21 protein-coding genes are annotated in these 22,258 nt (G+C 57.3%); 4 read left to right on the plus strand and 17 right to left on the minus strand.

Annotation, left to right across the window (positions count from 1 at the left end; translation table 11 throughout):
- Positions 1-53 precede the first annotated feature (53 nt).
- The 3 genes from dapF to QKE19_RS00180 form a co-directional block, all read right to left on the minus strand.
- Entirely contained in the window at positions 54-977 is a 924-nt protein-coding gene (gene dapF, locus QKE19_RS00170) for a diaminopimelate epimerase (RefSeq protein WP_101738659.1), read from the minus strand.
- 31 nt (positions 978-1,008) lie between these two features.
- Positions 1,009-1,911: a tRNA (adenosine(37)-N6)-dimethylallyltransferase MiaA gene (gene miaA / locus QKE19_RS00175; protein ID WP_042389282.1), complete on the minus strand. Its 903-nt coding sequence runs from the start codon at positions 1,909-1,911 to the stop codon at positions 1,009-1,011.
- A gap of 67 nt (positions 1,912-1,978) precedes the next feature.
- Entirely contained in the window at positions 1,979-2,683 is a 705-nt protein-coding gene (locus QKE19_RS00180) for a hypothetical protein (RefSeq protein WP_016422616.1), read from the minus strand.
- A 161-nt stretch (positions 2,684-2,844) separates the two neighbouring features.
- Between QKE19_RS00180 and QKE19_RS00185 the strand changes: the two genes are divergently transcribed.
- The gene (locus tag QKE19_RS00185) at positions 2,845-4,209 is read left to right on the plus strand and encodes a DUF349 domain-containing protein (RefSeq protein WP_347890067.1); all 1,365 of its coding nucleotides are present in this window, start codon (positions 2,845-2,847) and stop codon (positions 4,207-4,209) included.
- A gap of 164 nt (positions 4,210-4,373) precedes the next feature.
- Here QKE19_RS00185 and QKE19_RS00190 read toward each other — a convergent pair whose 3' ends face one another.
- The 5 genes from QKE19_RS00190 to QKE19_RS00210 form a co-directional block, all read right to left on the minus strand.
- Positions 4,374-5,123, minus strand: coding sequence for a hypothetical protein (locus tag QKE19_RS00190; RefSeq protein ID WP_241482392.1), 750 nt, complete (start codon positions 5,121-5,123; stop codon positions 4,374-4,376).
- The gene (gene miaB, locus QKE19_RS00195) at positions 5,116-6,663 is read right to left on the minus strand and encodes a tRNA (N6-isopentenyl adenosine(37)-C2)-methylthiotransferase MiaB (RefSeq protein ID WP_070595180.1); all 1,548 of its coding nucleotides are present in this window, start codon (positions 6,661-6,663) and stop codon (positions 5,116-5,118) included. The genes QKE19_RS00190 and miaB overlap by 8 nt, the downstream gene beginning before the upstream one ends.
- A 106-nt stretch (positions 6,664-6,769) precedes the next feature.
- Positions 6,770-7,378 carry a regulatory protein RecX gene (locus tag QKE19_RS00200; protein ID WP_070858233.1) on the minus strand — a complete coding sequence of 203 codons (609 nt, stop codon included), beginning with the start codon at positions 7,376-7,378 and terminating at the stop codon, positions 6,770-6,772.
- A gap of 43 nt (positions 7,379-7,421) precedes the next feature.
- Positions 7,422-8,525 (minus strand): recombinase RecA, encoded by a 1,104-nt coding sequence (gene recA / locus QKE19_RS00205; protein ID WP_049170952.1) that lies wholly within the window; start codon positions 8,523-8,525, stop codon positions 7,422-7,424.
- A 316-nt stretch (positions 8,526-8,841) separates the two neighbouring features.
- On the minus strand, positions 8,842-9,048 hold the full coding sequence (locus QKE19_RS00210) for a DUF3046 domain-containing protein (RefSeq protein WP_042389280.1): 207 nt from the start codon (positions 9,046-9,048) through the stop codon (positions 8,842-8,844).
- Positions 9,049-9,155: 107 nt separating this feature from the next.
- Here QKE19_RS00210 and QKE19_RS00215 point away from each other — a divergent pair, with 107 nt between their 5' ends.
- From QKE19_RS00215 to QKE19_RS00225, 3 genes are read left to right on the plus strand one after another with little or no spacing between them, the layout of a single operon-like run.
- On the plus strand, positions 9,156-9,773 hold the full coding sequence (locus QKE19_RS00215; RefSeq protein ID WP_038628756.1) for a biotin transporter BioY: 618 nt from the start codon (positions 9,156-9,158) through the stop codon (positions 9,771-9,773).
- Positions 9,774-9,807: 34 nt separating this feature from the next.
- Positions 9,808-10,509: an ABC transporter ATP-binding protein gene (locus QKE19_RS00220; protein WP_049170859.1), complete on the plus strand. Its 702-nt coding sequence runs from the start codon at positions 9,808-9,810 to the stop codon at positions 10,507-10,509.
- Entirely contained in the window at positions 10,506-11,126 is a 621-nt protein-coding gene (locus tag QKE19_RS00225) for an energy-coupling factor transporter transmembrane protein EcfT (protein ID WP_049170855.1), read from the plus strand. Before QKE19_RS00220 ends, QKE19_RS00225 begins: the two co-directional genes overlap by 4 nt.
- Positions 11,127-11,131: 5 nt before the next feature.
- Here QKE19_RS00225 and QKE19_RS00230 read toward each other — a convergent pair whose 3' ends face one another.
- From QKE19_RS00230 to dapA, 9 genes are all read right to left on the minus strand, one after another.
- Complete coding sequence (locus QKE19_RS00230; RefSeq protein ID WP_005509356.1) at positions 11,132-11,959, minus strand: PspA/IM30 family protein; 828 nt, start codon at positions 11,957-11,959, stop codon at positions 11,132-11,134.
- Between the two features lie 141 nt (positions 11,960-12,100).
- Positions 12,101-12,535, minus strand: a complete 435-nt coding sequence (locus QKE19_RS00235; RefSeq protein WP_048733491.1) for a helix-turn-helix transcriptional regulator — start codon at positions 12,533-12,535, stop codon at positions 12,101-12,103.
- Positions 12,536-12,586: 51 nt separating this feature from the next.
- Positions 12,587-13,129, minus strand: a complete 543-nt coding sequence (locus tag QKE19_RS00240) for a nicotinamide-nucleotide amidohydrolase family protein (protein ID WP_149420953.1) — start codon at positions 13,127-13,129, stop codon at positions 12,587-12,589.
- A 24-nt stretch (positions 13,130-13,153) separates the two neighbouring features.
- Positions 13,154-13,720, minus strand: a complete 567-nt coding sequence (gene pgsA / locus QKE19_RS00245; protein ID WP_048733493.1) for a CDP-diacylglycerol--glycerol-3-phosphate 3-phosphatidyltransferase — start codon at positions 13,718-13,720, stop codon at positions 13,154-13,156.
- A gap of 31 nt (positions 13,721-13,751) precedes the next feature.
- Positions 13,752-14,885: a TerC family protein gene (locus QKE19_RS00250; protein WP_070602732.1), complete on the minus strand. Its 1,134-nt coding sequence runs from the start codon at positions 14,883-14,885 to the stop codon at positions 13,752-13,754.
- 236 nt (positions 14,886-15,121) lie between these two features.
- Positions 15,122-18,415 carry a DNA translocase FtsK gene (locus tag QKE19_RS00255; protein WP_347890073.1) on the minus strand — a complete coding sequence of 1,098 codons (3,294 nt, stop codon included), beginning with the start codon at positions 18,413-18,415 and terminating at the stop codon, positions 15,122-15,124.
- 105 nt (positions 18,416-18,520) lie between these two features.
- Entirely contained in the window at positions 18,521-19,138 is a 618-nt protein-coding gene (locus tag QKE19_RS00260) for a TIGR03085 family metal-binding protein (protein ID WP_070602471.1), read from the minus strand.
- 89 nt (positions 19,139-19,227) lie between these two features.
- Entirely contained in the window at positions 19,228-21,309 is a 2,082-nt protein-coding gene (locus QKE19_RS00265; protein ID WP_049170842.1) for a ribonuclease J, read from the minus strand.
- Positions 21,309-22,214 carry a 4-hydroxy-tetrahydrodipicolinate synthase gene (gene dapA, locus QKE19_RS00270; RefSeq protein WP_049170841.1) on the minus strand — a complete coding sequence of 302 codons (906 nt, stop codon included), beginning with the start codon at positions 22,212-22,214 and terminating at the stop codon, positions 21,309-21,311. The genes QKE19_RS00265 and dapA overlap by 1 nt, the downstream gene beginning before the upstream one ends.
- Positions 22,215-22,258: the final 44 nt, after the last annotated feature.

Genomic DNA, 22,258 nt, shown 5'->3' on the forward strand with positions numbered 1-22,258 from the left:
ATTCCCCACCGCTTCCACTACCCCGCTAGTGCTCCTGCAGCACTAGCTACCAGTCACAGGGCTTCCAGCTCAATATCGCCGAGCGTGTGAATCACGCTCGGCCCGGTCAAGGTCGCCGAGAAGTCCCCATCCGCATTGCTGGCCTTGTGGACATCCACAGTCACCACACCGCCGGGCACCTTGACTGTCACAGCCCCCTCAATCCGGCCGGCATCGGCCAGCGCGGCAATAGCTGCCGCAACCGTACCGGTGCCACACGAGCGGGTCTCACCAACTCCACGTTCAATTACTCGCATGGACACCGAATCAGAGGCATCCAGCGGGGTGACAATTTCCACATTGAGGCCGTTCGGGAACATGGCTTCGTCGGCACGCACTGGCTTCGCGACACTACCCGCCGCTTCCAATTCCAGCTCCGCCAGAGCGGCGGCATTTAGGCCAGGCATGACGCAGGCCAAATGCGGATTTCCCACGTCGACACCAATCCCGGCGAATTTCTGGGCATTGTTGCCCGAACCAATGAACGCAGTAGCGAGGCCGAGGACTTCCGGCTGGCCCATATCCACCCCAACGACCGCGTGCCTGCGGCTGAGCTCATCAATCGAAACAGCGCGCAGCCCTGCTCGAGTGCCCACCCGCAAAGTTCCGTCGACGACACTGTCCGGGCTGTGAATCGCGGCAATATAGTGTGCAAAGACGCGGACACCATTCCCGCACATCTCGGCAATAGAACCGTCACTATTGCGGTAGTCCATAAACCAATCGTCGGCTTTAACGCCCTCCGGCAATGCCGCCAAAACACCGGCATCGACGAGTTTCCCCGCACGGGCAACCCGCAGGACGCCGTCAGCGCCAAGACCTCGCTGTCGATCGCACACTGCTGCGACCAGTGATTCGGTCAAATCAATCGACACCAAATCATCTGGAAAAATCAAGAAATCGTTTTGCGTACCGTGGCCTTTGGCAAATGAAACCATGCCCTTGATGCTAGCGGGAGGCCCGAATCTCTTACAGACCAAGTGCGGAAAACGCCTGTCCCGGCACGTCACCGGCAGCGTCTAGCCACATGATCCGATGATCACGGTTGAACCAGGAGCGCTGACGTCGCACATACCTGCGCGTACCAGTAATCGTGCGTTCACAAGCCGTATCCAGGTCGTAAACCCCATCGAAGTAGTCCAGCACCTGCGCATAGCCGATCGCGCGACTAGCGGTCACACCTTCGCGCAACCCTTGCGCAATCAAACTCTCAGTTTCTTCCACCAGGCCAGCGGCAAACATGCCCCGCGTACGCTGTTCAATCCGCGGATTTAGCCATTCCGCCTGCGTGCGCAACCCCAATATGCGAGTGTTCCACCGCGGTGGCTTATCAATCGACGGCTTCGACGCTGCAAAAGGTTTGCCCGTGAGCTCGATGACCTCCAGGGCGCGGACGGTGCGCCGCGGGTCATTGGTCTCAATAATTGCCGCCGCATCCGGATCAATCTCTGCCAGCCGATCATGCAACGCCGCCGGACCGATCTCGTCCTGCACTGTCTCCCACTTCGTACGTACTTCAGGGTCCGTAGGTGGGAACTGCCAGTCGTCCACCAACGCCTGCACATACATCATCGACCCGCCGACAAGGATGGGGACTTTCCCCCGCGCGCGAATGGCCTCAACATCCGCGACCGCCTCACGCTGATACGTCGCCACACTCGCCGGCTGCGTCACGTTCAGCACATCGAGTTGGTGGTGCGGAATCCCCCGCCGCTGGTCCACCGACAGCTTCGCTGTTCCGATATCCATTCCTCGATAGAGCTGCATCGAATCAACATTGACGACCTCACCGCCAAGCTGCTCCGCAAGTACCAGCCCCAAATCCGACTTTCCCGACGCCGTCGGCCCTACCACCGCAATCGGCACCGGCAAGCTCTCACTCTCGAAAGCCGTCACTACCCAGTTCACACTCCTGCACAAAAACTAAAATCGCGCGCTCTTACTTCGCAACACACCGCCAGCTGGCCACGTGGTAGCCGATTCCATAAGGCGCCCCGTCATAGTAAGAACGCTTTACGACGGTCAATCCAGACCCCTTCCAGCTTTCAGCAGCTTTACTCAGCTGCTGCCATAACTCGGCTGCGTACGCGCCGGGAGCTGGAAACACAATATTTTCCACGTTAATACTTGAGCAGTCCTGACCAGCAATCAGACTGCACAGCGCATCAACCTCCGCTGCACCTTCAATTACGCCGACCGGGGAATCGTCCGCAAGGCCGAATGCGCCGTCGACAAGCACAAGCAGACGCGTGTGACCGGCAGCGAGTGCCTCAGCGATAGAGTCGAAGCACGTTGCCTGAATGACGCGGCCAGTGGGTCCTTCAGAATTCCGTCGCGCGTAGTCTTCGATAAGCCAGCGTCCCAGCAGCTCAGGTAATTCGGTTCCGCCTGACACCGTGACATCAACCCCATACGGAGAAAAACTGCCGGGTGCGCTGGTCTGGTGCGGGGACTTCGCCTGCATCCTGCCAGTGATAATAGCGACCGCGCCGGGCTCCCCGGGTTCGTCATCTGTCCACAGCGTCGCGACGGTTTCACGGGCATGACGGCGCAATTCCGTGGCGATAGGTGCAAAACCACCCAGCTCCTCGACGATGAGGAGCGCACGCGGAACGATAACAAGCCGAGGCAAACGCGAATTCACGTCCTCAACGCTACCGTGAGGGGCTAGTCGATGCCTTAATCCGGCGGTGTTACGCGCGCTGTGCCAAAATTTTTGGGATACTCGAGCACATACCGTAAGTGTTTGATGGCAGCCGTGTCGCGCGGCAGTTCTGCATGAAGATTGGAAGAGGTTTACCCACTATGACCGGTACCAGCAATTCCCCTAAGCCAGGTCCACGCCCGGGTCCACGTCCGGGACCTCGACCAGGCTCAATGCCGGCTCATCGTAAGGCCCCTGGAGCTACTCCAGCGCCTGCGGGGTCGGCCGCTGTGGCACATGCCGTCCACAATGATCCAAAGAAGTTTGGCCGCATTGACGGAGACGGCACTGTTTGGCTGGTCACCAGCGCCGGCGAACGCAATATTGGCTCCTGGCAGGCTGGCACCGTAGAAGAGGGTTATGCCCACTACGGCAAGCGCTACGAGGATCTGGCCACCGAGGTCGAGCTACTGGAATCTCGTGTAGTCTCCCACCCGCAGGAGGCAAAGACCATTTCTCACAACGCAGTTGAACTGCGTGAGAGCCTTGCCACCGCCACGGTCCTCGGCGATATCGATGCGCTGGACAAGCGCCTTGCAGAGGTCATTGCCACCTCCCACGTCGCAGAGGAAAAAGTCGCTCACGACAAGGCAGAGCGCCGTAAGAACGCCATCGCACGTAAGGAAGAGCTCGCCGCAGAGGCCGAAGAGCTCGCAGAGAACTCCACCGAGTGGAAGGTCGCCGGCGACCGTATCCGCGAGATTCTCACGGAGTGGAAGCAGATTCGCGGCATCGACCGCAAAACTGATGATCAGCTCTGGCGCCGTTACTCCCGCGCGCGTGATTCTTTCAACCGCCGCCGCGGTGCCCATTTTGCGGAACTGGACCGCAACCGTGCGGCTGCTCGCCGCGTTAAGGAGGACATCATTGAGCGAGCTGAGGCCCTGAAGACCTCCACTGATTGGGGTGGCACCGCTGCTGCCTTCCGTGACCTGATGGCTGAGTGGAAGGCCGCTGGTCGAGCCCCGCGCGAGGTCGATGACAAGCTGTGGGCGCAGTTCAAGGCCGCCCAGGATGAGTTCTTTGGTGCTCGCAACGCGGTCAACGAAGCTCGAGACAGGGAGTTCGAGGAAAACGCTGCGGCCAAGGACGCACTGCTGGCTGAATACGAAGACCGCATTGATCCGTCCAAGGGCCTCGATCACGCTCGCAACGAACTGCGTCAGTTGCAGGAGAAATGGGAGGCCATCGGCTTTGTGCCGCGTGGTCGTGTGCGTGAGTATGAAAACCGCATTGGCGCACTGGAAAAGCGCGTCTCCGATGCTGCCGATTCGCAGTGGCGCCGTACCGACCCCGAAGCACAGGCTCGCGTCCAGCAGTTCGCCGACCGCGCAGCGGAGTTTGAGCAGAAGGCCGCCGAACTCGAGGCGAAGGGCAAGGCTTCTCAGGCAGCCAAGGCTCGGGAGCAGGCCGAACAGTGGCGACAGTGGGCAGAGCAGGCCGCGGAGACTCTCAAGGAGCTCTAACAGAAGCTAGTTGTGTGTCGGGGAAGCAGGTTCTCGCTCGCCGGCGTCCGCAACAGAATCCTGGCTCAGCTACGCGCTGGCAACGCGTCGATGGTTAAAAGTAAGGGGCTCTCTTCCGGAATGGAAGAGAGCCCCATACTTACTGCGCTAGTTAAAAAGTCTCACTACTCGTCGCTGACCTGTTCGTCCTTTTCGCCGGTCTGCTGAGAGACATTATCCGCGCTACTGCCCTGCTGGACACGATTGCGTCGGCGAGCGCGTTCACGGCGGTCGTCGACGACCTCAACATCCGTAGTCGTATTCGGGGTCAGGCCCGCCCGCAGGTAAACCTGCTGCGCGCGCAGTACCGGATCGGTGTCAGCGTGCTTGCGACGTTTCGTCGCGATTGCGAGCTGCTCCTTACTACGTCGGAAAGCGATGAAAGTCACGGAGATGGCCAGTAGAAAACTGCAGAAAATACCGAGCATCAGGCCGAAGGAAATACCCTCGCCGGCCAGTTCCTGTGGACGAGACTGACGCATCCAACCAGCGAAGACTGAGTAGACCATCTGAATACAGGCAAAAAACCAGGTGACGAATGCGAGAATCGTCGTCCGCGTAATCAGCGTGGCAATAGCTAGCAAGACACCTACCACCACGAGAATGGAGTAAATTCGCTCCGGTCGAGTCGTGAAGTACTGATGCGCAACATCCGTATCCAGCAACACATCAAAGCCCAAAACAACGCCCGAGTGCGGAAGGAAGAAACTCGTAATGAGGCCGATGACGGCAACCATCATCGGAATCACTGCACGGCCGAGATCCAGCTCGCCAGCGACCTTGCGCTCCTGAACCCGCAACGCCTGCGCGGATTCCACCGACTGCTCGCTAGTGGATTCCATATCACTTTCCGGCGAAGCCTTGTCACTACTCACAGCCGCATCCCTCACTTACACTCGTTTTCTCCGGGCGCCCAATCTTTGGCAAGCCCAGACCAACTCCAATCGGAGCGGTCGTCGGAGTCTGACCGACCTCTACATTATCCCCCGCCTTAGTGCGGCGGTGTGTGAGCACTCCGGAGTCGGCAATGAGGAAGTGCGGTGCGAAGTCGGTCACGCGTACTGTCACGTAATCACCTGGGCGAATCTTGCGGTCGACGACGCCTGGTTCGCTTTCCGACGGGCTGAAGTGCACCAGGCGGCCATCCCGACTCCGACCTGACATGCGATGAGTCTCCGCATTCTTACGGCCATCGGACTGGCTGACCAGCAGCTCGACTTCCCGGCCGACTAGCTTAGCGTTTTCTTCCTCGGAAATACGCTCCTGAAGCGCTAGCAGCCGACCATAGCGTTCCTTCACAACCTGTGGTGGAACCTGATCCGCCATGGTTGCCGCCGGAGTTCCCGGGCGGGGCGAGTATTGGAAGGTGAACGCCGAGCTAAAACGAGCCTTTTCCACCACGTCGAGAGTTTGCTGGAAGTCCTCTTCAGTCTCGCCTGGGAAACCGACAATGATGTCAGTGGTAATGGCCGCGTCCGGCATTTTTTCCCTAACCTTCTCCAGAATTCCCAGGAATTTCTTGGTGCGGTAGGAACGGCGCATGTCTTTCAGCACTCGGTCGGAACCGGACTGTAGTGGCATGTGTAGCTGATGAACCACATTCGGTGTCTCCGCCATAGCGTCGATGACATCATCGGTGAACTCAGCTGGGTGCGGAGACGTAAAGCGCACGCGCTCCAACCCCTCAATCTGGCCGCAGGCGCGCAACAACTTGGAAAAAGCCGAGCGGTCGCGTTCCATGTCAGGGTCGGCGAAGTTAACACCATAGGCGTTGACATTCTGTCCGAGGAGGGTGACGTCAGTAACGCCCTGCTCCACGAGTGCCTGTACCTCAGCGAGAATCTCGCCCGGACGACGATCGCGTTCCTTACCACGCAAACTGGGGACGATGCAGAAGGTGCACGTGTTATTGCAGCCTACGGAAATACTCACCCAACCTGCATAAGTGGATTCACGCTTGGCCGGCAGCACCGAGGGAAATTCTTCCAGCGCGTCCTTAATCTCGACTTCAGCCCGGTCATTATGAGCGGCGCGTTCCAACAAAGCTGGCAACGAACCCAAGTTATGCGTGCCGAAGACTACGTCCACCCATGGGGCCTTCTTTACGACGACGTCCTTATCCTTCTGGGCCAAGCAGCCACCGACGGCAATCTGCATGCCTGGGTGAGCATCCTTGACCGGTTTGAGCTGTCCCAATGTGCCATAGAGGCGATTGTCCGCATTCTCTCGAACGGCACAGGTGTTGAAAACGACCAGATCAGGATTATCGCCTTCTGCAGCCGCTACATAACCGTTTTCTTCCAGCAAGCCAGACAGTCGTTCCGAGTCATGGACGTTCATCTGACAACCGAACGTACGTACCTCATATGTGCGAGGCGAAGACTGCTGCTGAGAGTTCAAAGAAGGGGTAGTCACGGCAGTTTAGGTTAGCTGTTTATGGCCCATTTCCCCAATCAGCGACCCCTTTAAACCTGACGGGTCCGCAGCCGGCGTGCTAATCCGGCGTGCGGTGGCACCGGCGCTAATCTGTGTCCTCTTCGAGTTCCCGGTATCGCTCTTCTAACTGATCCCGAGCAATGCTCATGGACAATTCAGAGGGGAAACCGCGCCGCGCCAGCACACCGACGACTTTGCGTAAATCCTTTTGCTTGGTGTTGAAGTCAGGTGCCACTGTTTTAATAGTGGCCGCTTTCTTCGCCGCTAGCTTCCGGGCGACTTCTTCTTCCGCGTTGTGCGTAATCTGCTCCAACGCATCTGCACGAAGCGAAGCATCAATGCCCTTTTCCTGCAGCTCCCGGTTCAAAACCATCTTCGACTTGCCGCGACTGGCAAAGCGCTGCCGCACCCATTCGGATGCGAAAAGCTCGTCGTTGACCAATCCACTTCGGGTCAGGTCATCAACGACTTCTTCAATCATCGAGGTTGGAAACTCCTCGACTGCCTCGAGCCTTTCTACGAGTTCCTTGCGGGAACGCATTCGCTGATCGAGCAAGCGCAGTGCCTTAGCACGAATCGGGGCCTTGGATTCCTCACGACCCGCATCGTAGAGCGAACTACCGTCAGCTTCCGCAATTTGCTGAGCAAGCTTTTCGATAGTCTCCCGCACATCGCGGCCGTTACGATCCTCCACGGTCCTCACTTTTCGTGTGTCGCGGCACTACGCCTCGAGCTAGCTAGTCTTCCAAATCATCGAAGTCGATGTCCGGCACGACATCGACAGGGGCATCGATATCGGTCTCGTCCTCGACCTCCGCGAATTCCCCGACACCGAGCTTCTTCTTGATCTTGACTTCGATTTCCTGGGCAATTTCTGGATTCTCGCGCAGATGCATACGAGCCTTTTCCTTGCCCTGACCCAACTGATCGCCCTCGTAGGTAAACCACGAACCGGACTTCTTGACAATGCCGTTATCAACGCCCATGTCAATCAACGAGCCCTCACGCGAAATGCCCTCGCCGTAGATGATGTCAAACTCTGCCTGCTTGAACGGCGGCGACACCTTGTTCTTGACTACCTTCAAGCGCGTGCGGTTACCCACCGCATCCTGGCCGTCCTTCAACGTCTGAATTCGGCGTACGTCACAGCGAACGGAAGCGTAGAACTTCAGTGCTTTACCACCCGTGGTGGTCTCAGGAGAGCCGAACATGACGCCAATCTTTTCACGCAGCTGGTTAATGAAGATGGCAGTGGTGCCGGTGTGGGACAGCGCACCCGTCATCTTGCGCAGCGCCTGACTCATCAACCGCGCCTGCAGACCAACGTGGGAATCGCCCATTTCACCGTCGATTTCAGCCTTCGGAGTCAACGCGGCCACCGAGTCAACCACAATGATGTCAATAGCACCGGAACGCACCAACATATCTGTGATCTCAAGTGCCTGCTCACCGGTATCTGGTTGGGATACCAGAAGGTTGTCCGTATCTACTCCAAGCTTGCGCGCATAAACCGGATCCAGCGCATGCTCCGCATCAATAAATGCGGCAATACCGCCCTGCCGCTGCGCCTCTGCAATAGCATGCAGTGCGACTGTGGTCTTACCCGAGGATTCTGGACCATAGATTTCTACGATGCGACCACGTGGGAACCCGCCCAGGCCCAAGGCCACGTCGATAGCGATATTGCCGGAGGGAATAACCTGAATCGGAGGACGATTGTCGTCCCCCAGGCGCATAACTGCACCCTTACCGAAGTCCTTCTCAATATTCGCCAGAGCTACATCGAGCGCCTTCAGGCGATCATTGCCCTGGTTCGAAGCCGTAGCCTTCTTACGAGCCATAGTTCGTTGTTCTTCCTCATTGTCATTGTCGCGGTCATTGTCGCGTACGGTATCGGGTTCTGGAGCCGTACTCAGAGAATGTGTGTCCCGATTTTCATCCAAAACAGAAACTTCGCTCACACTTAATTAGGCGCGAAACTAGCCGTTCCGGTTCCAAATTGGTCCGCGACACCTCTACTGCCGGTTACACCCGGAAGTTATACCGAATCAGACGGATTGACTTCATCAGCACTTTCGATAATATGCGAAACCCTGTTCGAATGGCAACGACACGCAAGAGCCGTCGGCAAGCATTCACCGTCGTCTACGCCGGACCCTATTCGTCAGGACCGTACCAGCGGTCTTCGGGAATATCGTGTTCCCTACACAGCGCCCACCAGATATCCCGAGGTTCGACCCCGTCCTCGAGCAATTCGGCGGGAGTTTTTCCATATTCCATCAGTACGTGGGAATGCAACAGCCACGGGCCGTGCTGAGGCCCAAATTCGTGGTTGACGAAGTTGTGAAAATCGGCCAATCGCATGAGACCAACGTACAAGATACCTGTCACTGATACCTACCTGGCCACCCTCTTTTCATAACCTAATCCCCGGTCCCCTGCCTGAACAGTGCTCAACTCAGGGGTTTAAGATGAGAGCTGTGAATAATTCCAAGGTGTATGACCTCACTATTATCGCTGCTTTCGCAGCACTAATCATCGTGCTCGGCGGCATTGCCATTCCCGTTGGCGGCCTCGGCGTGCCAATCGTGCTACAGAACATGGGCATCGCACTGGCCGGGATGATTCTCGGATTCAAACGTGGCGGCCTCGCCACTACCCTGTTCCTGGCTGTTGGTCTCGTGGGTGTCCCAAACATGGCGGGCTGGAAACCACTTCTCGCCGCACTCCCCGGCCCTACCGTGGGCTACATTGTCGGCTATTTAATTGCAGGTTTCGCAATCGGCGCGATTGCCCAGCAAGCACCACGGGCGAAGGTTTCACGAATCAGCGTCTTCATCGGCGCGGGCCTCGTTGGAGTTCTACTACAGTACTTCTTCGGATCTGTCGGATTGGCTTGGCGTATGGGACTTAGCTTCACCGACGCACTGATTACCAACGTCCCGTTTATCCCAGGCGACGTGGCAAAGGTTGTCGTAGCCGCGCTTATTGCTACTGCAGTACTGCAGGCTTTCCCTGATTTGCTTCCCGACGCTGCCAACCGTAAGCAAAGTCGTTTGGTTAAGGAAGCAGCCACCTCGGGCAATTAACCCCACAGAATTAGAAAGGGTCTCGAGTCGCACTATGCCCACCATCGCTTTTGACCGCGCTTCCGCAACCTATTCGGGACGCCAGATACTGAAGCCGACCACGCTAACTCTCACAGAGAAGCGCATTGGCATTATCGGCGAAAACGGTGGCGGTAAGTCCACGCTGGTGCGACTCATTAACGGCCTGGGCCCGGTCACTGGTGGCACGGTCACGTATGAGGGCATGAATGTCGCAAAGCAGGCAAAGGCAATTCGCAAGAATGTCGGCTTCATCTTTTCTGATGCGGATAATCAAATTGTGATGCCTACAGTCGCAGAGGACATTGCCTTTTCACTACGCAAGCGAAAACTACCAAAGGATGAGCGCAACCAGCTGGTGCAGGAAGCCCTCGAGCGGTTTGGGCTTGCCGATCATGCTGACGCCTCGCCACACTTGCTCTCGGGTGGACAAAAACAGCTACTGGCGCTGGCGGCAGTGTTAATTCTTAATCCCACGACCATTATTGCCGATGAGCCCACTACGCTCCTCGACTTGCGCAATCGTCTCCACATTCGGAGTATTTTCGCCCAGCTTGAGCAGCAAATTATCGTGGTCACTCATGATCTGGATTTTCTTATGGACTTCGACCGAGTTATCCGTGTAAGCGCAGGAGAAATCGTCGACGACGGTGCGCCGAAGGAAGTTATTGACCGATACGTCAGCGATATGACTCGTGCGGAAGAAGGCCGCTCATGATTCATCCAGCCGATGTCCCGTTAGGGCTTTACCTAAACCATAAGTCGCCTGTGCACAGGCTCCCGACGGCCCCCAAACTCATCATTGTCATCGCATTTTTATTGCTCACCGGGATTCTCGTGGATACCTGGCTAGGCGGGGCGATTGCCCTGGCAATTGTCACCCTCGCTTATGCGGTGGCCAAGGTGCCACCAATGGTTGCTTTCCGACAGCTCCGTGGAGCCGTAGTCATTTTGGCGCTGCTTTCGCTTCTCCTGTGGTGGCGCGCCGGGGGTGAGCAAGCGCTGACGACCTTCCTCGCGCTTCTCGCCGCAATCGCAGCGGCAATATTGCTAACGCTGACGACCCGCGTCAGCGACATCATGGATACTTTGACCACTGCGATGCAGCCGTTCGCCCGTTTCGGCCTACCAGTCGACACCATCGCGCTCGCACTATCGCTGACGCTGCGTATGATTCCGCTTCAGGTTATGGCCGCTGCCGAGGTACTGGAGGCTCGAAAAGCACGAGGGGCTGCCGGCTCAATCATTGCCTTCGGCGTACCTGTGGTCATCCGAACCATTAATCGCTCGAAGGCAATGGGTGATTCGCTAATCGCACGTGGTGAAGGTGAGTAGGAGAATTAATTGCCCTCACGCAGCTGGCGCATGCGCTCAGCAACAGCAGGGTCAACGTTGGAGGCAGCGCTTCCCTCGATGGACTTCTGAGCCTCGCCACCAGAGAGCTCGTTGCCACCGTTCATTTCTGCGCGGATTTGCTCCAGGCGAGAGTGCCCAGCAAGCTGAACGCCTGCGGCCTCTACCTCAGCCATACGCCCCTGAACCGAGTTCTGAGCTAGCTCGGCCTGACCAAGAGCGTTAGCGTAACGACGCTCAATCTTGTCACGAACCTGATCCAGATTAGGTGTAGCCCCCGAAGAAATCTGATTCATCGACTGCAGGGACTCAGAGACTTTCTCCTGCATCTTTGCTTGCTCCAGCTGGCTGAGGAGCTTTGCGCGCTCCGCGACCTTCTGCTGCAGCTGCATGGAATTACGCTCGACGGCCTTCTTAGCCTGAGCCGCCTGCTGCAGCGACTGATCGTGCAGAGCCTTCAAATCTTCTACCGACTGCTCAGCAGTAACCAACTGAGCTGCGAAAGCCTCAGCTGCGTTCTCATACTCCGTAGCCTTGGCAGTATCCCCCTCAGCACGAGCCTTGTCAGCGAGCTGCAATGCCTGACGAGTGTTCCCCTGCAGCTTCTCAATCTCAGCGAGCTGACGGTTAAGGCGCATTTCCAGCTGGCGCTGATTACCAATCACCGCCGCTGCCTGCTGCGATAGTTCCTGGTGCTGCCGCTGGGCATCCTCGATAGCCTGCTGAATCTGCACCTTCGGATCAGCGTTTTCCTCAATCTTGGAATCAAAAGCGGCCATCAAGTAATTCCACAGCTTTACAAATGGATTAGCCATAGCGTCCCATACACCTTTCTTATTGCAACTACCTCAAAGCAGGTCTGTGCTTATCGCGCACCCAATCTTAACTAAAGCCGAGCGTCTTCGGGTGCTAAGTACCGGAGCAATGGAATGAAATTCCACCGCCGCAACCAATTTCTACATCGCTGCCAATTCTGGGCTCGCCGAATGCAGGGCCATCGCTGTGGCTGCTTCCATCATCAAATCCGACACCGTCACACCAAGCGCCGCGCATACCGACGCCAGCAGCTCAGATGAGACTTCTTTCCGTCCACGCTCAAGCTCAGACAAATAACCAGGGCTAATAGCCGCATTTTCAGAAAGCTCACGAAGCGTCTGTCCACTGCGCGAACGGATATCACGCAGCGTCTCCCCCAGTGCCTCTCGCAGGAGCGGCTCACGGGATTCTCCCCGTTCCGCCAAATCCTGTGCCGTTAACTTTGCAACCGATCCAGGCTGCTCCGCTACAGCCACTCGCGCCGACGGTGCTGTGGCGTCCATGGAAGCCTCCAAAGCAGCAGCGCTATCTACCTCTGGGTAGCGAATGGTCATAAGTGCAGTATTGTTGGTCATCACTTTGTCTAACGCTTTAGAAGGCCGACCTGTTCCCAATTTTCAAAAATTCTACTCACCGTCGAGATTCTGCAACAACAGTTCTAACGCCAATACCACTGCTTGACGACGAATCTCCGCGCGCGAACCCTCTTTATTCACCGGCAACCTAACAGCGGTTACCCCATCAAGGTACGAAACTCCTGGCGGTTTCAGACCACACCAGACTTCACCTACTGGGTGCCCATCCTGCATCGTTGGACCAGCAACGCCAGTTAGCGAAATCCCCCAGTCCGCCACTGTCTTATTCGCCACTCCAAGTGCCATATACCGGGCCGTCAACTCGGACACGGGGCCATATGCGGCCAAAACATCCTTTGGCACGTCGGCAAGCAACGCCTTCGTGTCAGTGGCGTAGGTGACCACGCCACCGCGCAGAACGGCGGAGGCTCCCGGTACGGAGGCGACGGTGGCGCAGAGAAGACCTGCGGTAAGTGATTCTGCGGCTGCAAAAGTCTCTCCGCGGGAGGCAAGCGCTTGGACGAGTTGAAGCGAAACGCCGTCGACAGCGTCAGCGTTTTCGTCACTCTGGGCGAGGTGGTCGACTGTGTTCACAGCTTTAACCTCCACTTAATTCCTCTACGAGACCTTACGCGCATCCACAATGTACTGGATTCCGGTACCGACGGTGACGACAATCGCGGCAATCATCACAATCCAGGACGGCCAGAACAACCAGTCCACTGGCATCAGGAATAGCCCCACTGCTACAGACTGCAGGACCGTCTTTATCTTGCCGCCCCGAGAAGCCGGAACAACACGCCCCTGACGCAGTGCGAACATACGCCAGATGGTGATGCCACCTTCGCGAATCACGATGATGACAGTCACCCACCACGGCAGAATCTCGATGATATTCATACCGATCAGCGCGGCCAGCATCAGCGCCTTATCGGCAATCGGATCGGCAATCTTGCCAAAGTCGGTAATGAGATTACGGCTGCGTGCGAGGTGCCCGTCCAACTTGTCAGTCGCCATCAGAAGCGCGAAGACGACAAACGACCACCAGCGCCAATTGGTGGCTTCGCCGCCCTCCTGAAGAAGTACCCACAAGAACACCGGCACTCCGAGGATGCGAAGCACGGTCAGGAAATTGGGCAAGTTCCAGTTGGAAACACGGCTTGTATCAGCACTTGGAGCAGTCACAGTTGTTACCTTATCTCACAATCGTGTTCGATTAATGCCCAGGCTCGTTCTTACCGGTGTGCGAACCGTTAGTTTCGTTTCCGGCCGACGCTGACCTCTCACCGACAGAGGCAGAAGAAGCGTGAGAGCCAAGGCCATCGTCGTTTCCATGATCATCGTGGTGAACACGCGGAAGGGCAATCGCACCCATGTTTTCATCACGCTTAATCTTGAGCCACGATGCCAGGACAGTCACCACCAGCACGATGACGATGACCGCCAGCGACACCCAGGTCGATACTTCAGGTACCGACACGTTCTCACCGCCGTTAATAAACGGCAGGTTGTTTTCATGCAGTGCGTGCAATAGCAACTTCACGCCAATGAAGGCCAGGATGACTCCCAGACCATAAGCCAGGTACACCAACCGATCCAGCAGACCGTCAAGCAAGAAGTACATCTGACGCAAACCCATGAGAGCCAGGGCATTTGCAGTAAAGACGATGTATGCCTCATCCGTCAGGCCGTAGATAGCCGGGATAGAGTCAAACGCAAACATCACGTCGATAAAACCGATGGACACCAGCGCGATGGCAAGTGGCGTCAAGTAACGCTTGCCGTTTTCCTTAACGGTCAGCTTGTCCCTGTTGTAATGGTCCGAAATCGGGACAATTCGACGCAGCCATTGAATCAGCTTCATATCCGACGGATCGGGTTCCGGCTTATCGACGGCTTCGTCGTACACCGTCTTGATAGCCGTGTAAATCAGGAAAATTGCAAACAGGTAGAAAACGTCGGACCACTTGGCAATAACGGCAGCACCAGCCCAAATGAACAGGCCTCGGAATACCAGCGCCATCGCAATACCGAACAGCAAAACCTTTTGCTGGTACTGGCGTGGAATCTTAAACGCACCGATGATGAGCGCAAAGACAAACAGGTTGTCTACGCTGAGCGCCTTTTCAGTGATATAGCCCGATAGAAACTCAATGCCTCGGTGGTGATCCCACAACAACCACACCATTCCGCCAAAAATTAATGCCAAGACTACGTAGAAAGCGGTCCAGCCGCCGGCTTCCTTCATAGTTGGGTTATGCGGCGTGCGAACGTGTGCATAGAAGTCAAAGGCGATAAAACCCATGACGACCACAATGGTGATGATCCATACCAATGCGGGGACATGCATATTAAAAAAAAGACCTCCGGTCGTGCGAACATGAACCGGAGGTCTCTCCTGCTTCTGCCAAAGTGGCAAAAGTGACGGCACCGGGATTGAATCTGCACAAAGCGAGTCTGTGCGTCCAATCCGTGCTGACGATAACCGTCACGGGCTAGCGGAAAACATCCGCTTTACCGGGGATACTCCCCTCCACGTGTGCCGACTATACACGCAATCAGAAACCGCGGTGAGGCTAGGTCGTCCTACGCCATAGACTGATTCGGATCAGCGTCGACTACGTTTACTTCTTCCTTAGGAGCGTCCTCCGGATTTGCGCCCTTGATCATCCACTTAATGGTTTCGAGCTCCTCTGGCTTGACCAGCACCTCACGTGCCTTAGAGCCCTCTGATGGCCCGACCACTCCGCGAGTTTCCATCAGGTCCATCAGTCGACCAGCCTTGGCAAAGCCGACTCGCATCTTGCGCTGCAACATCGAGGTCGACCCGTGCTGTGCGGTGACCACCAGCTCGACTGCCTGAAGCAAATCTTCCAGATCATCTCCAATATCGGGGTCAATGTTGCGCTCAGCCTCAGCGCTCTTATCCTCTGTGACACCCTCGGTGTAATCCGGCTCGGCCTGTGCCTTAGCTGCATCGACTACGGCCTGAATCTCCTCGTCTGTGACGAAGGCACCCTGTAGACGTCGCGGCTTGCCTGCACCCTGTGGGATGAACAGGCCATCGCCCATACCAATGAGCTTTTCAGCACCGCCCTGGTCAAGAATGACGCGGGAGTCCGTGAGTGACGAGGTAGCGAATGCCAATCGCGATGGCACGTTCGTCTTAATCAAACCGGTGACCACATCCACAGACGGACGCTGCGTAGCCAACACCAAGTGGATACCGGCGGCACGGGCCTTCTGCGTGATGCGCACAATCGCATCTTCGATATCGCGGGGTGCGGTCATCATCAGGTCTGCCAGCTCGTCGACGACACAGACAATGTACGGGTACGGACGGTACTCGCGTTCCGAGCCAAGTGGCGTCGTAATCTCACCGGACTTGACCTTACGGTTGAAGTCCTTGATGTGACGGACGCGGGCGGCCTTCATGTCCATGTACCGCTGTTCCATCTCTTCAACCAGCCACTGCAGAGCCGCCGCGGCCTTCTTCGGCTGAGTGATGATTGGCGTAATCAGGTGAGGAATCCCCTCGTAGGGAGTCAGCTCGACCATCTTCGGGTCCACCAGAATCAGTCGGACATCCTCCGGGGTTGCACGCGTCAGCAGCGACACCAACATCGAGTTTACGAACGCGGACTTACCCGAACCGGTCGAACCGGCAACGAGAAGGTGCGGCATCTTCTGGATAGAGTGCGAGATGAACTCGCCCTCAATATCCTTACCGAGGCCAATCAGCATCGGGTCATCGTTCGCAACGGTTTTGGGCGCGTTGAGTACGTCGGCAAGCCGAACCATCTCACGGTCGTTGTTCGGTACCTCGATACCAACGGCTGACTTGCCCGGAATCGGAGTCAGCAGGCGGACATTGTCGGTCGCTACCGCATAGGCAATGTTGGACTGGAGGTTCGTGATCTTCGAGACCTTCACGCCCGGGCCAAGCTCGACCTCGTAGCGAGTCACCGTCGGACCGCGAGAGAAACCAGTCACTGCAGCGTCGACCTTGAATTCTGCGAATACCTCAGTAATCGCTTCAATCATGCGGTCGTTCGTCGCCGTACGTGTCTTGGGGCGCTCACCTGGGATCAACAAGTTAGTCGATGGCAGGTGGTAGTCAGACTCCGGCGTGCATGCCGACGAAGCGGACGTACCCTCGGCGTCCTTTTCCAATTCAGACTTCGGAGTTGTGGCCGGAATCTTAGAGGCATCGATGCCAGAACGAGCGGCAATGGCATCCATAGTGCGACGGGTAGCCTCAGAAACCGCATCCCGCGAATCGTCGACAGACGACTCGCCCTGCGGGGCACTCTCGGGCGCTACGGTCTCAGGCTGAACGGGCTGTTTCGGAGCTCGGGAAGCGGAAACACGATTGCGTTCGCTGCTGCTCGCTGCAGCAGCCTCCTGCGTCGGGTACTCGGAGTACTCGTCATACTCCTCGTCGGCAGCGTGGTAGTTCGTGCCCCCGACAGCCGGAATAGTCGATTCCGTTTCGGCGGTGTCCCGATGCACAGCATCCGACTGAGTTTCCTCCACGTACTCAGCCGCCGGAAACGCCGGCTCCACCGGGGAGACTCGGTTGCAGTGCTGTGCCCCATGCCGGACATCAAACACTGTGGTCTTTGCCGAATCGTAGTCGACATCCTCAACCTGACGGGCAGGTCGCGGAGCCTGTCGAGTCCTCTGCGGCTCTTCGTCCAAAAGATCGTAGAGGTTACCGTCAGCATCCGGTTCATCGTAAGGCGCGGGTTCGGGTGCAGACATACGGCTATCCGCGCCACGGCGAGGAGCTCGGTAAGCAGAGAGATCGGTCGAACGCGACGAGGAATGATGCGTGCGGCCGCTGTGGCTTGGGCGACGCTCGATTAGCTGCGTCGGCTGGTCAAAGTCCTCATCGGCATATGCGGTATCCGAATCCCAGCTCGCACGACGTTCCAGCATGTCATCGACATTGCCGTAGGGATCGTCCGATTCCGGCTCGTCGCCGGCACGACGCGAAGACCACTCGGAAAAGTTGAAGTACTCCTTAGTGGCATCGATAAGTTGACGCACCGTCGCGCCAGAGAGCACCAGAGCGCCGTAAAAAACGATGCCCAGCAACAAAACCACGGCGACCCACGAGGTAAACCCGGCTGCTAGCGGCGAACCGATATAACCACCGATTGCGCCACCAGCTGCACGTCGCCCCTGCCAGTCCGCAGGACGACCAGAGCCGATATGCACAATTGCGAGCAGACCCACCACAATCAGCGAAGCTCCAGTAATGGTAGGTGTCAGACGTTCACGACGCGGCATCGCATCCAGCATCATCAATACGGAAACAACACCGAGCAGCACCGGAAGTACAAAAGCGCCGATACCAATGAGCGTGCGCACTGCCGTTTCAATGAACTCCCCCACTGGCCCCGCCAGGTGGAACCATGTCGAACCAGCCAGCACAATTGCCAACGCCAGCACGAGTAGTGCCAGGCCATCCTTCGATCCCGGTTCACCACCCTCATCGAAATCTGCGTCGAACTCGTCAGCTGGCACGGAGGCCGGTGCCGGAGGTTCAATTACATCGTCATAGCCGCTAGCTGCTTTACGACGCTTCCTACGGGGCTTCGTCGAAAAATCGGCGTCACTTTCGCGCCGCGACATATTCTCCTCTTCATTTCGCTTATTTTTGCGACCGCCTACCCGCCGGGCAAGACCGGCCACGCCGCGGGCAGTTTCAGTCCAGGCGCTGGCCAAGCTATTGCCCACGAACGACATAGCGCTAGGAGTGCGCTCGAATTCCTCCGTGGCGCTGTGCACGGGGTATCGCCGCGTGGCATCTGTCTCCGCAGAGCGGGAAGATCCACGACGATTGTCAGTTCTGGTTCGGCTGGTCGCAGACATGACCATTACCTTACAGCTAACACCGGATCGTTTTCACATTAGTCACACGCGTGTCATTGTTTAACAGGCGTGCTGTCGCGACCACCCAGAACTGAGAACGTGATTTTAAAGACTGTTGCGCTTGATGCCCGATTCGTCGCCGTCGATGGTGACGCGTACTTCGTCACGGCCATAGAGCCACAGCACCAGTTCCCCGACGCTTCCGTGGACAGTCACAACTGGAGCACCTTTAGCACTGTTGTCGATTAGGGTCACCGCAACCCCGTCGTCACGCATTAGCACCACGGTCGAGGTCGAACCGCGCAACATCATACGACCGGCAGTAGTGACCAGACGCCACAGGTCCGAAACTCCGGAGGGTGGCAGCTGACGAACGGTCCAGCCTTCCTGGGCACGACGGACATCCTCGTGATGGACGAAATTCTCCGCAGCGTTGACGTAGCGGTCTGCCCAGTTCATTGGATTCCATCGCGGAGCACCACTACCCCACTTCCCCACCACTTCGACGTAGGGCATTCGATTGACCTCAGCGGTAACAGCATCGAGGCGGTCCGAAAGCGCCTTGACGAACATCCCGCCCGCGGCATCCAGACGGTTTTCACGAATGTACAGGTGGTTGGCAAGATCCCGGGTCGTCCACCCCTCGCACAAGGTCGGGGCGTCGGGGCCGACGCTGAGCAGTAGATTAGCTAGGTCTTCACGTTCCCGTTCAGCAAAAGTCATAGCTCCAGCCTAGACCAGGCACGGAGAAGCCCGCATCCACACGGTTGTAGGTGGATGCGGGCTCTTACGCTAAAAGACGCTCTAGAAATTTAGATACTTTCGCGCGACTCCTGGATTTCCTCATCGGTAACCTCTTCGGCTGCCTCAGAGGACATCGGCACGATTGTCGGAACAACCATCGGGCTGCGACGCCACTTCTGGTTAATGACACGCTCGGTGCGGCGACGAACTTCCTGAGCCATACGGTACGGGTTGTTCTCGCCACTGCCAGCCAGGTCAAAGAGAGTATCGTCAACGACCTGCTCGACGGTTTCGAGCACTTCCTTGGCGTCGTCCGAGTAACCGCGAGCCTGAGCCCGTGGCTTCTCCAACGGGCGGCCAGTGCGGTTATCAATGACGGCTGTGACGGTGATAAGACCACCTTCACGCATTTCAGCACGGTCTGCCAGCACGTCAGCGTCGACGTCACCCATGGTGACGCCATCGACGTAGAGGTTACCGACCGGAACCTGGCCAACTACACGAGCGCGGCCATCAACGAGGTCGACTACCACACCGTTCTGAGCCAGGACAACGTTCTCTGGCTTCACGCCAGTGGACACAGCCAGCTCCTTGTTGGCACGGAGGTGGCGCCACTCACCGTGAATCGGCATGACGTTCGACGGACGAGCTGCGTTGTAGAGGAACAGCAGCTCGCCGGCAAAGCCGTGACCGGAGGTGTGAACCTTCGCATCCTTGCCGGTGATAACCGTGGCACCAATTTGGGCCAGCATGTTGATAACGCCGAAGACTGCCTCTTCGTTACCGGGTACCAGCGAAGAACTGAGGATAATCAGGTCGCCATCACGGACGGTGATCTGACGGTGCTCACGGCGGGCCATGCGAGACAGCGCAGCCATTGGCTCACCCTGCGTACCGGTAGTCACCAGCACGACCTTGTGGGGCGCCATGCGAGCGGCCTCGTTCATTTCCACAATGGTATTTTCCGGAGCGGTCAGCAGCCCCAATTCCTGCGCGATGCGCATGTTGCGAATCATAGAGCGACCGTTGAAGGCAACCTTGCGGCCAGCCTTAACAGCTGCGTCGATGACCGCCTGCACGCGGTAGACATTCGATGCGAAGGCCGCGACGATAACGCGCTGCTTGGCATCCATAATCAGACGGCGCAGAGTTGGAGCCAATTCCGCCTCGGATCCCGAGAAGCCCGGAATCGTAGCGTTGGTGGACTCACACAAGAAGAGGTCGATTCCCTCATCACCGTAGCGGCTCAGCGCCGGCAGGTCAGTCGGCTTTCCGTCCGGCGGGGTCTGGTCCATCTTCACGTCACCGGTGTGGACGACCATGCCTGCTCCGGTCTTAATGACGATGCCAAGGCACTCCGGAATCGAGTGGTTGACATTGAAGAAACGCAGATCGAACGGACCACGCTGAATGTGGCTGGTGTCGTTGACCTCGATGACCTTCGGGCGCTGACGGTGTTCCTGTGTCTTGGCCTGAATCAGTGCCAGGGTAAAGCGAGAAGCAATAATCGGGATGTCCGCGCGCTGCTTGAGCAACCAAGGGATAGCACCGATGTGGTCCTCGTGACCGTGGGTGACCACGAGAGCTTCCACGCGATCCCACTTGTCTTCCATGTAGGAGAAGTCAGGCAGGATCAGGTCAACACCCGGCTCATCCGAGCTCGGGAACAGCACGCCGCAGTCGACGATGATCAGGCGGTTCTTGTACTCCAACACGGTCATATTGCGACCGATTTCGGAAATACCGCCCAGTGCAACCACGCGCAGGCCGTCCTTGGGGGCCTTCGGCGGTGCAGGAAGACGCTGGGTCAAGTCCGCACCCTGCATCGACTGGACTACGTTACGACGGTTGCCACCGCGTCCGCCACGGCCACCCCTCGAACTATTTCCGCGATTACCTCCACGGCCACCGCGACCACCGCGGGAACCGCGGTTGGAAGAATTCGAGGAACCTTGGGACTTCTTAGCGTTACCGGAGTTCTTACGCTCACCGGAACGCTGCGAGGACTTCGAGCCGTTGGATTTAGCTCCACCCTTGTCGGAACCCTTGGATGCAGAGTTATTGGACTGCTCTGCTGCAGCCACGTCGGACTCGGAAGGCGGACCAGCCTTACGAGTTACCTTGCGGGCGCGATTGCGTCCTTCAGCCACTACAGAACACCTGCCTTCCGCATAGCTTCTTCAAGCACCTCAAGCTGCTGGTCATTTGCTGCAATTTGCGGCAAGCGTGGATCTCCTATCTCAATGCCCTGCAGACGCAGAGCGGATTTAGCAAAACTTACACCGCCAAGTGCAGCCTGAGCGGCAAACAGCGGAGTCATCTTCGCGTGGGCAGCCTGCGCACCAGCAAGGTCTCCCTTGTCAAAGCAAGAGCGCACCTCAGCCAGCAGCTGCGGGGCTGCATGTCCAATAACGGAAATAAACCCGGTGGCGCCAATAGACAGCCACGGAAGGTTCAGCACATCGTCACCGGAGTACCACGCCAAATCAGTATTAGCGATAATGCCGGCGGCAGCTCCCAAATCCCCCTTGGCGTCCTTAACAGCCTGGATTCTCGGGTGCTCCGCCAACCGGTAAATGGTATCAACTTCAATCGGAATAACCGAACGCGGTGGAATGTCATACAGACACACCGGCGCCTCGGTTGCGTCAGCCACTGCCGTAAAGTGACGGTACAGCCCCTCCTGGGACGGCTTGGAGTAATACGGCGTGACGACGAGCAGCGCATCCGCGCCCGCCTCCACAGAAGCCTTTGCCAGCTCGATGGACCCGGCCGTGTCATTGGTGCCGGCACCGGCCACGAGCTTAACCTCGTCACCCATCTCTGCACGGACAGCTCGGAGAAGCTCAAGCTTTTCCTCAACCGTCGTAGTAGGCGACTCGCCGGTAGTACCGGCCAGAATGAGTGCATCGCAGCCACCGTCTACAAGATGACCAGCGAGCTGCACACCCGCCTTGACATCGAGGTTTCCGTCCTTATCAAAAGGGGTCACCATAGCTACGGCGACGGTGCCGAAAATGTCAGCACCGCGAGTTGACGCAATTCCTGTGCTCATTGTTGACTACCTTTTCTTAAAAATCTCAATCGACTATATCTTCA

Source organism: Corynebacterium sp. c8Ua_99, assembly GCF_039907185.1.
In the GTDB taxonomy this organism is placed as follows: domain Bacteria; phylum Actinomycetota; class Actinomycetes; order Mycobacteriales; family Mycobacteriaceae; genus Corynebacterium; species Corynebacterium jeikeium_D.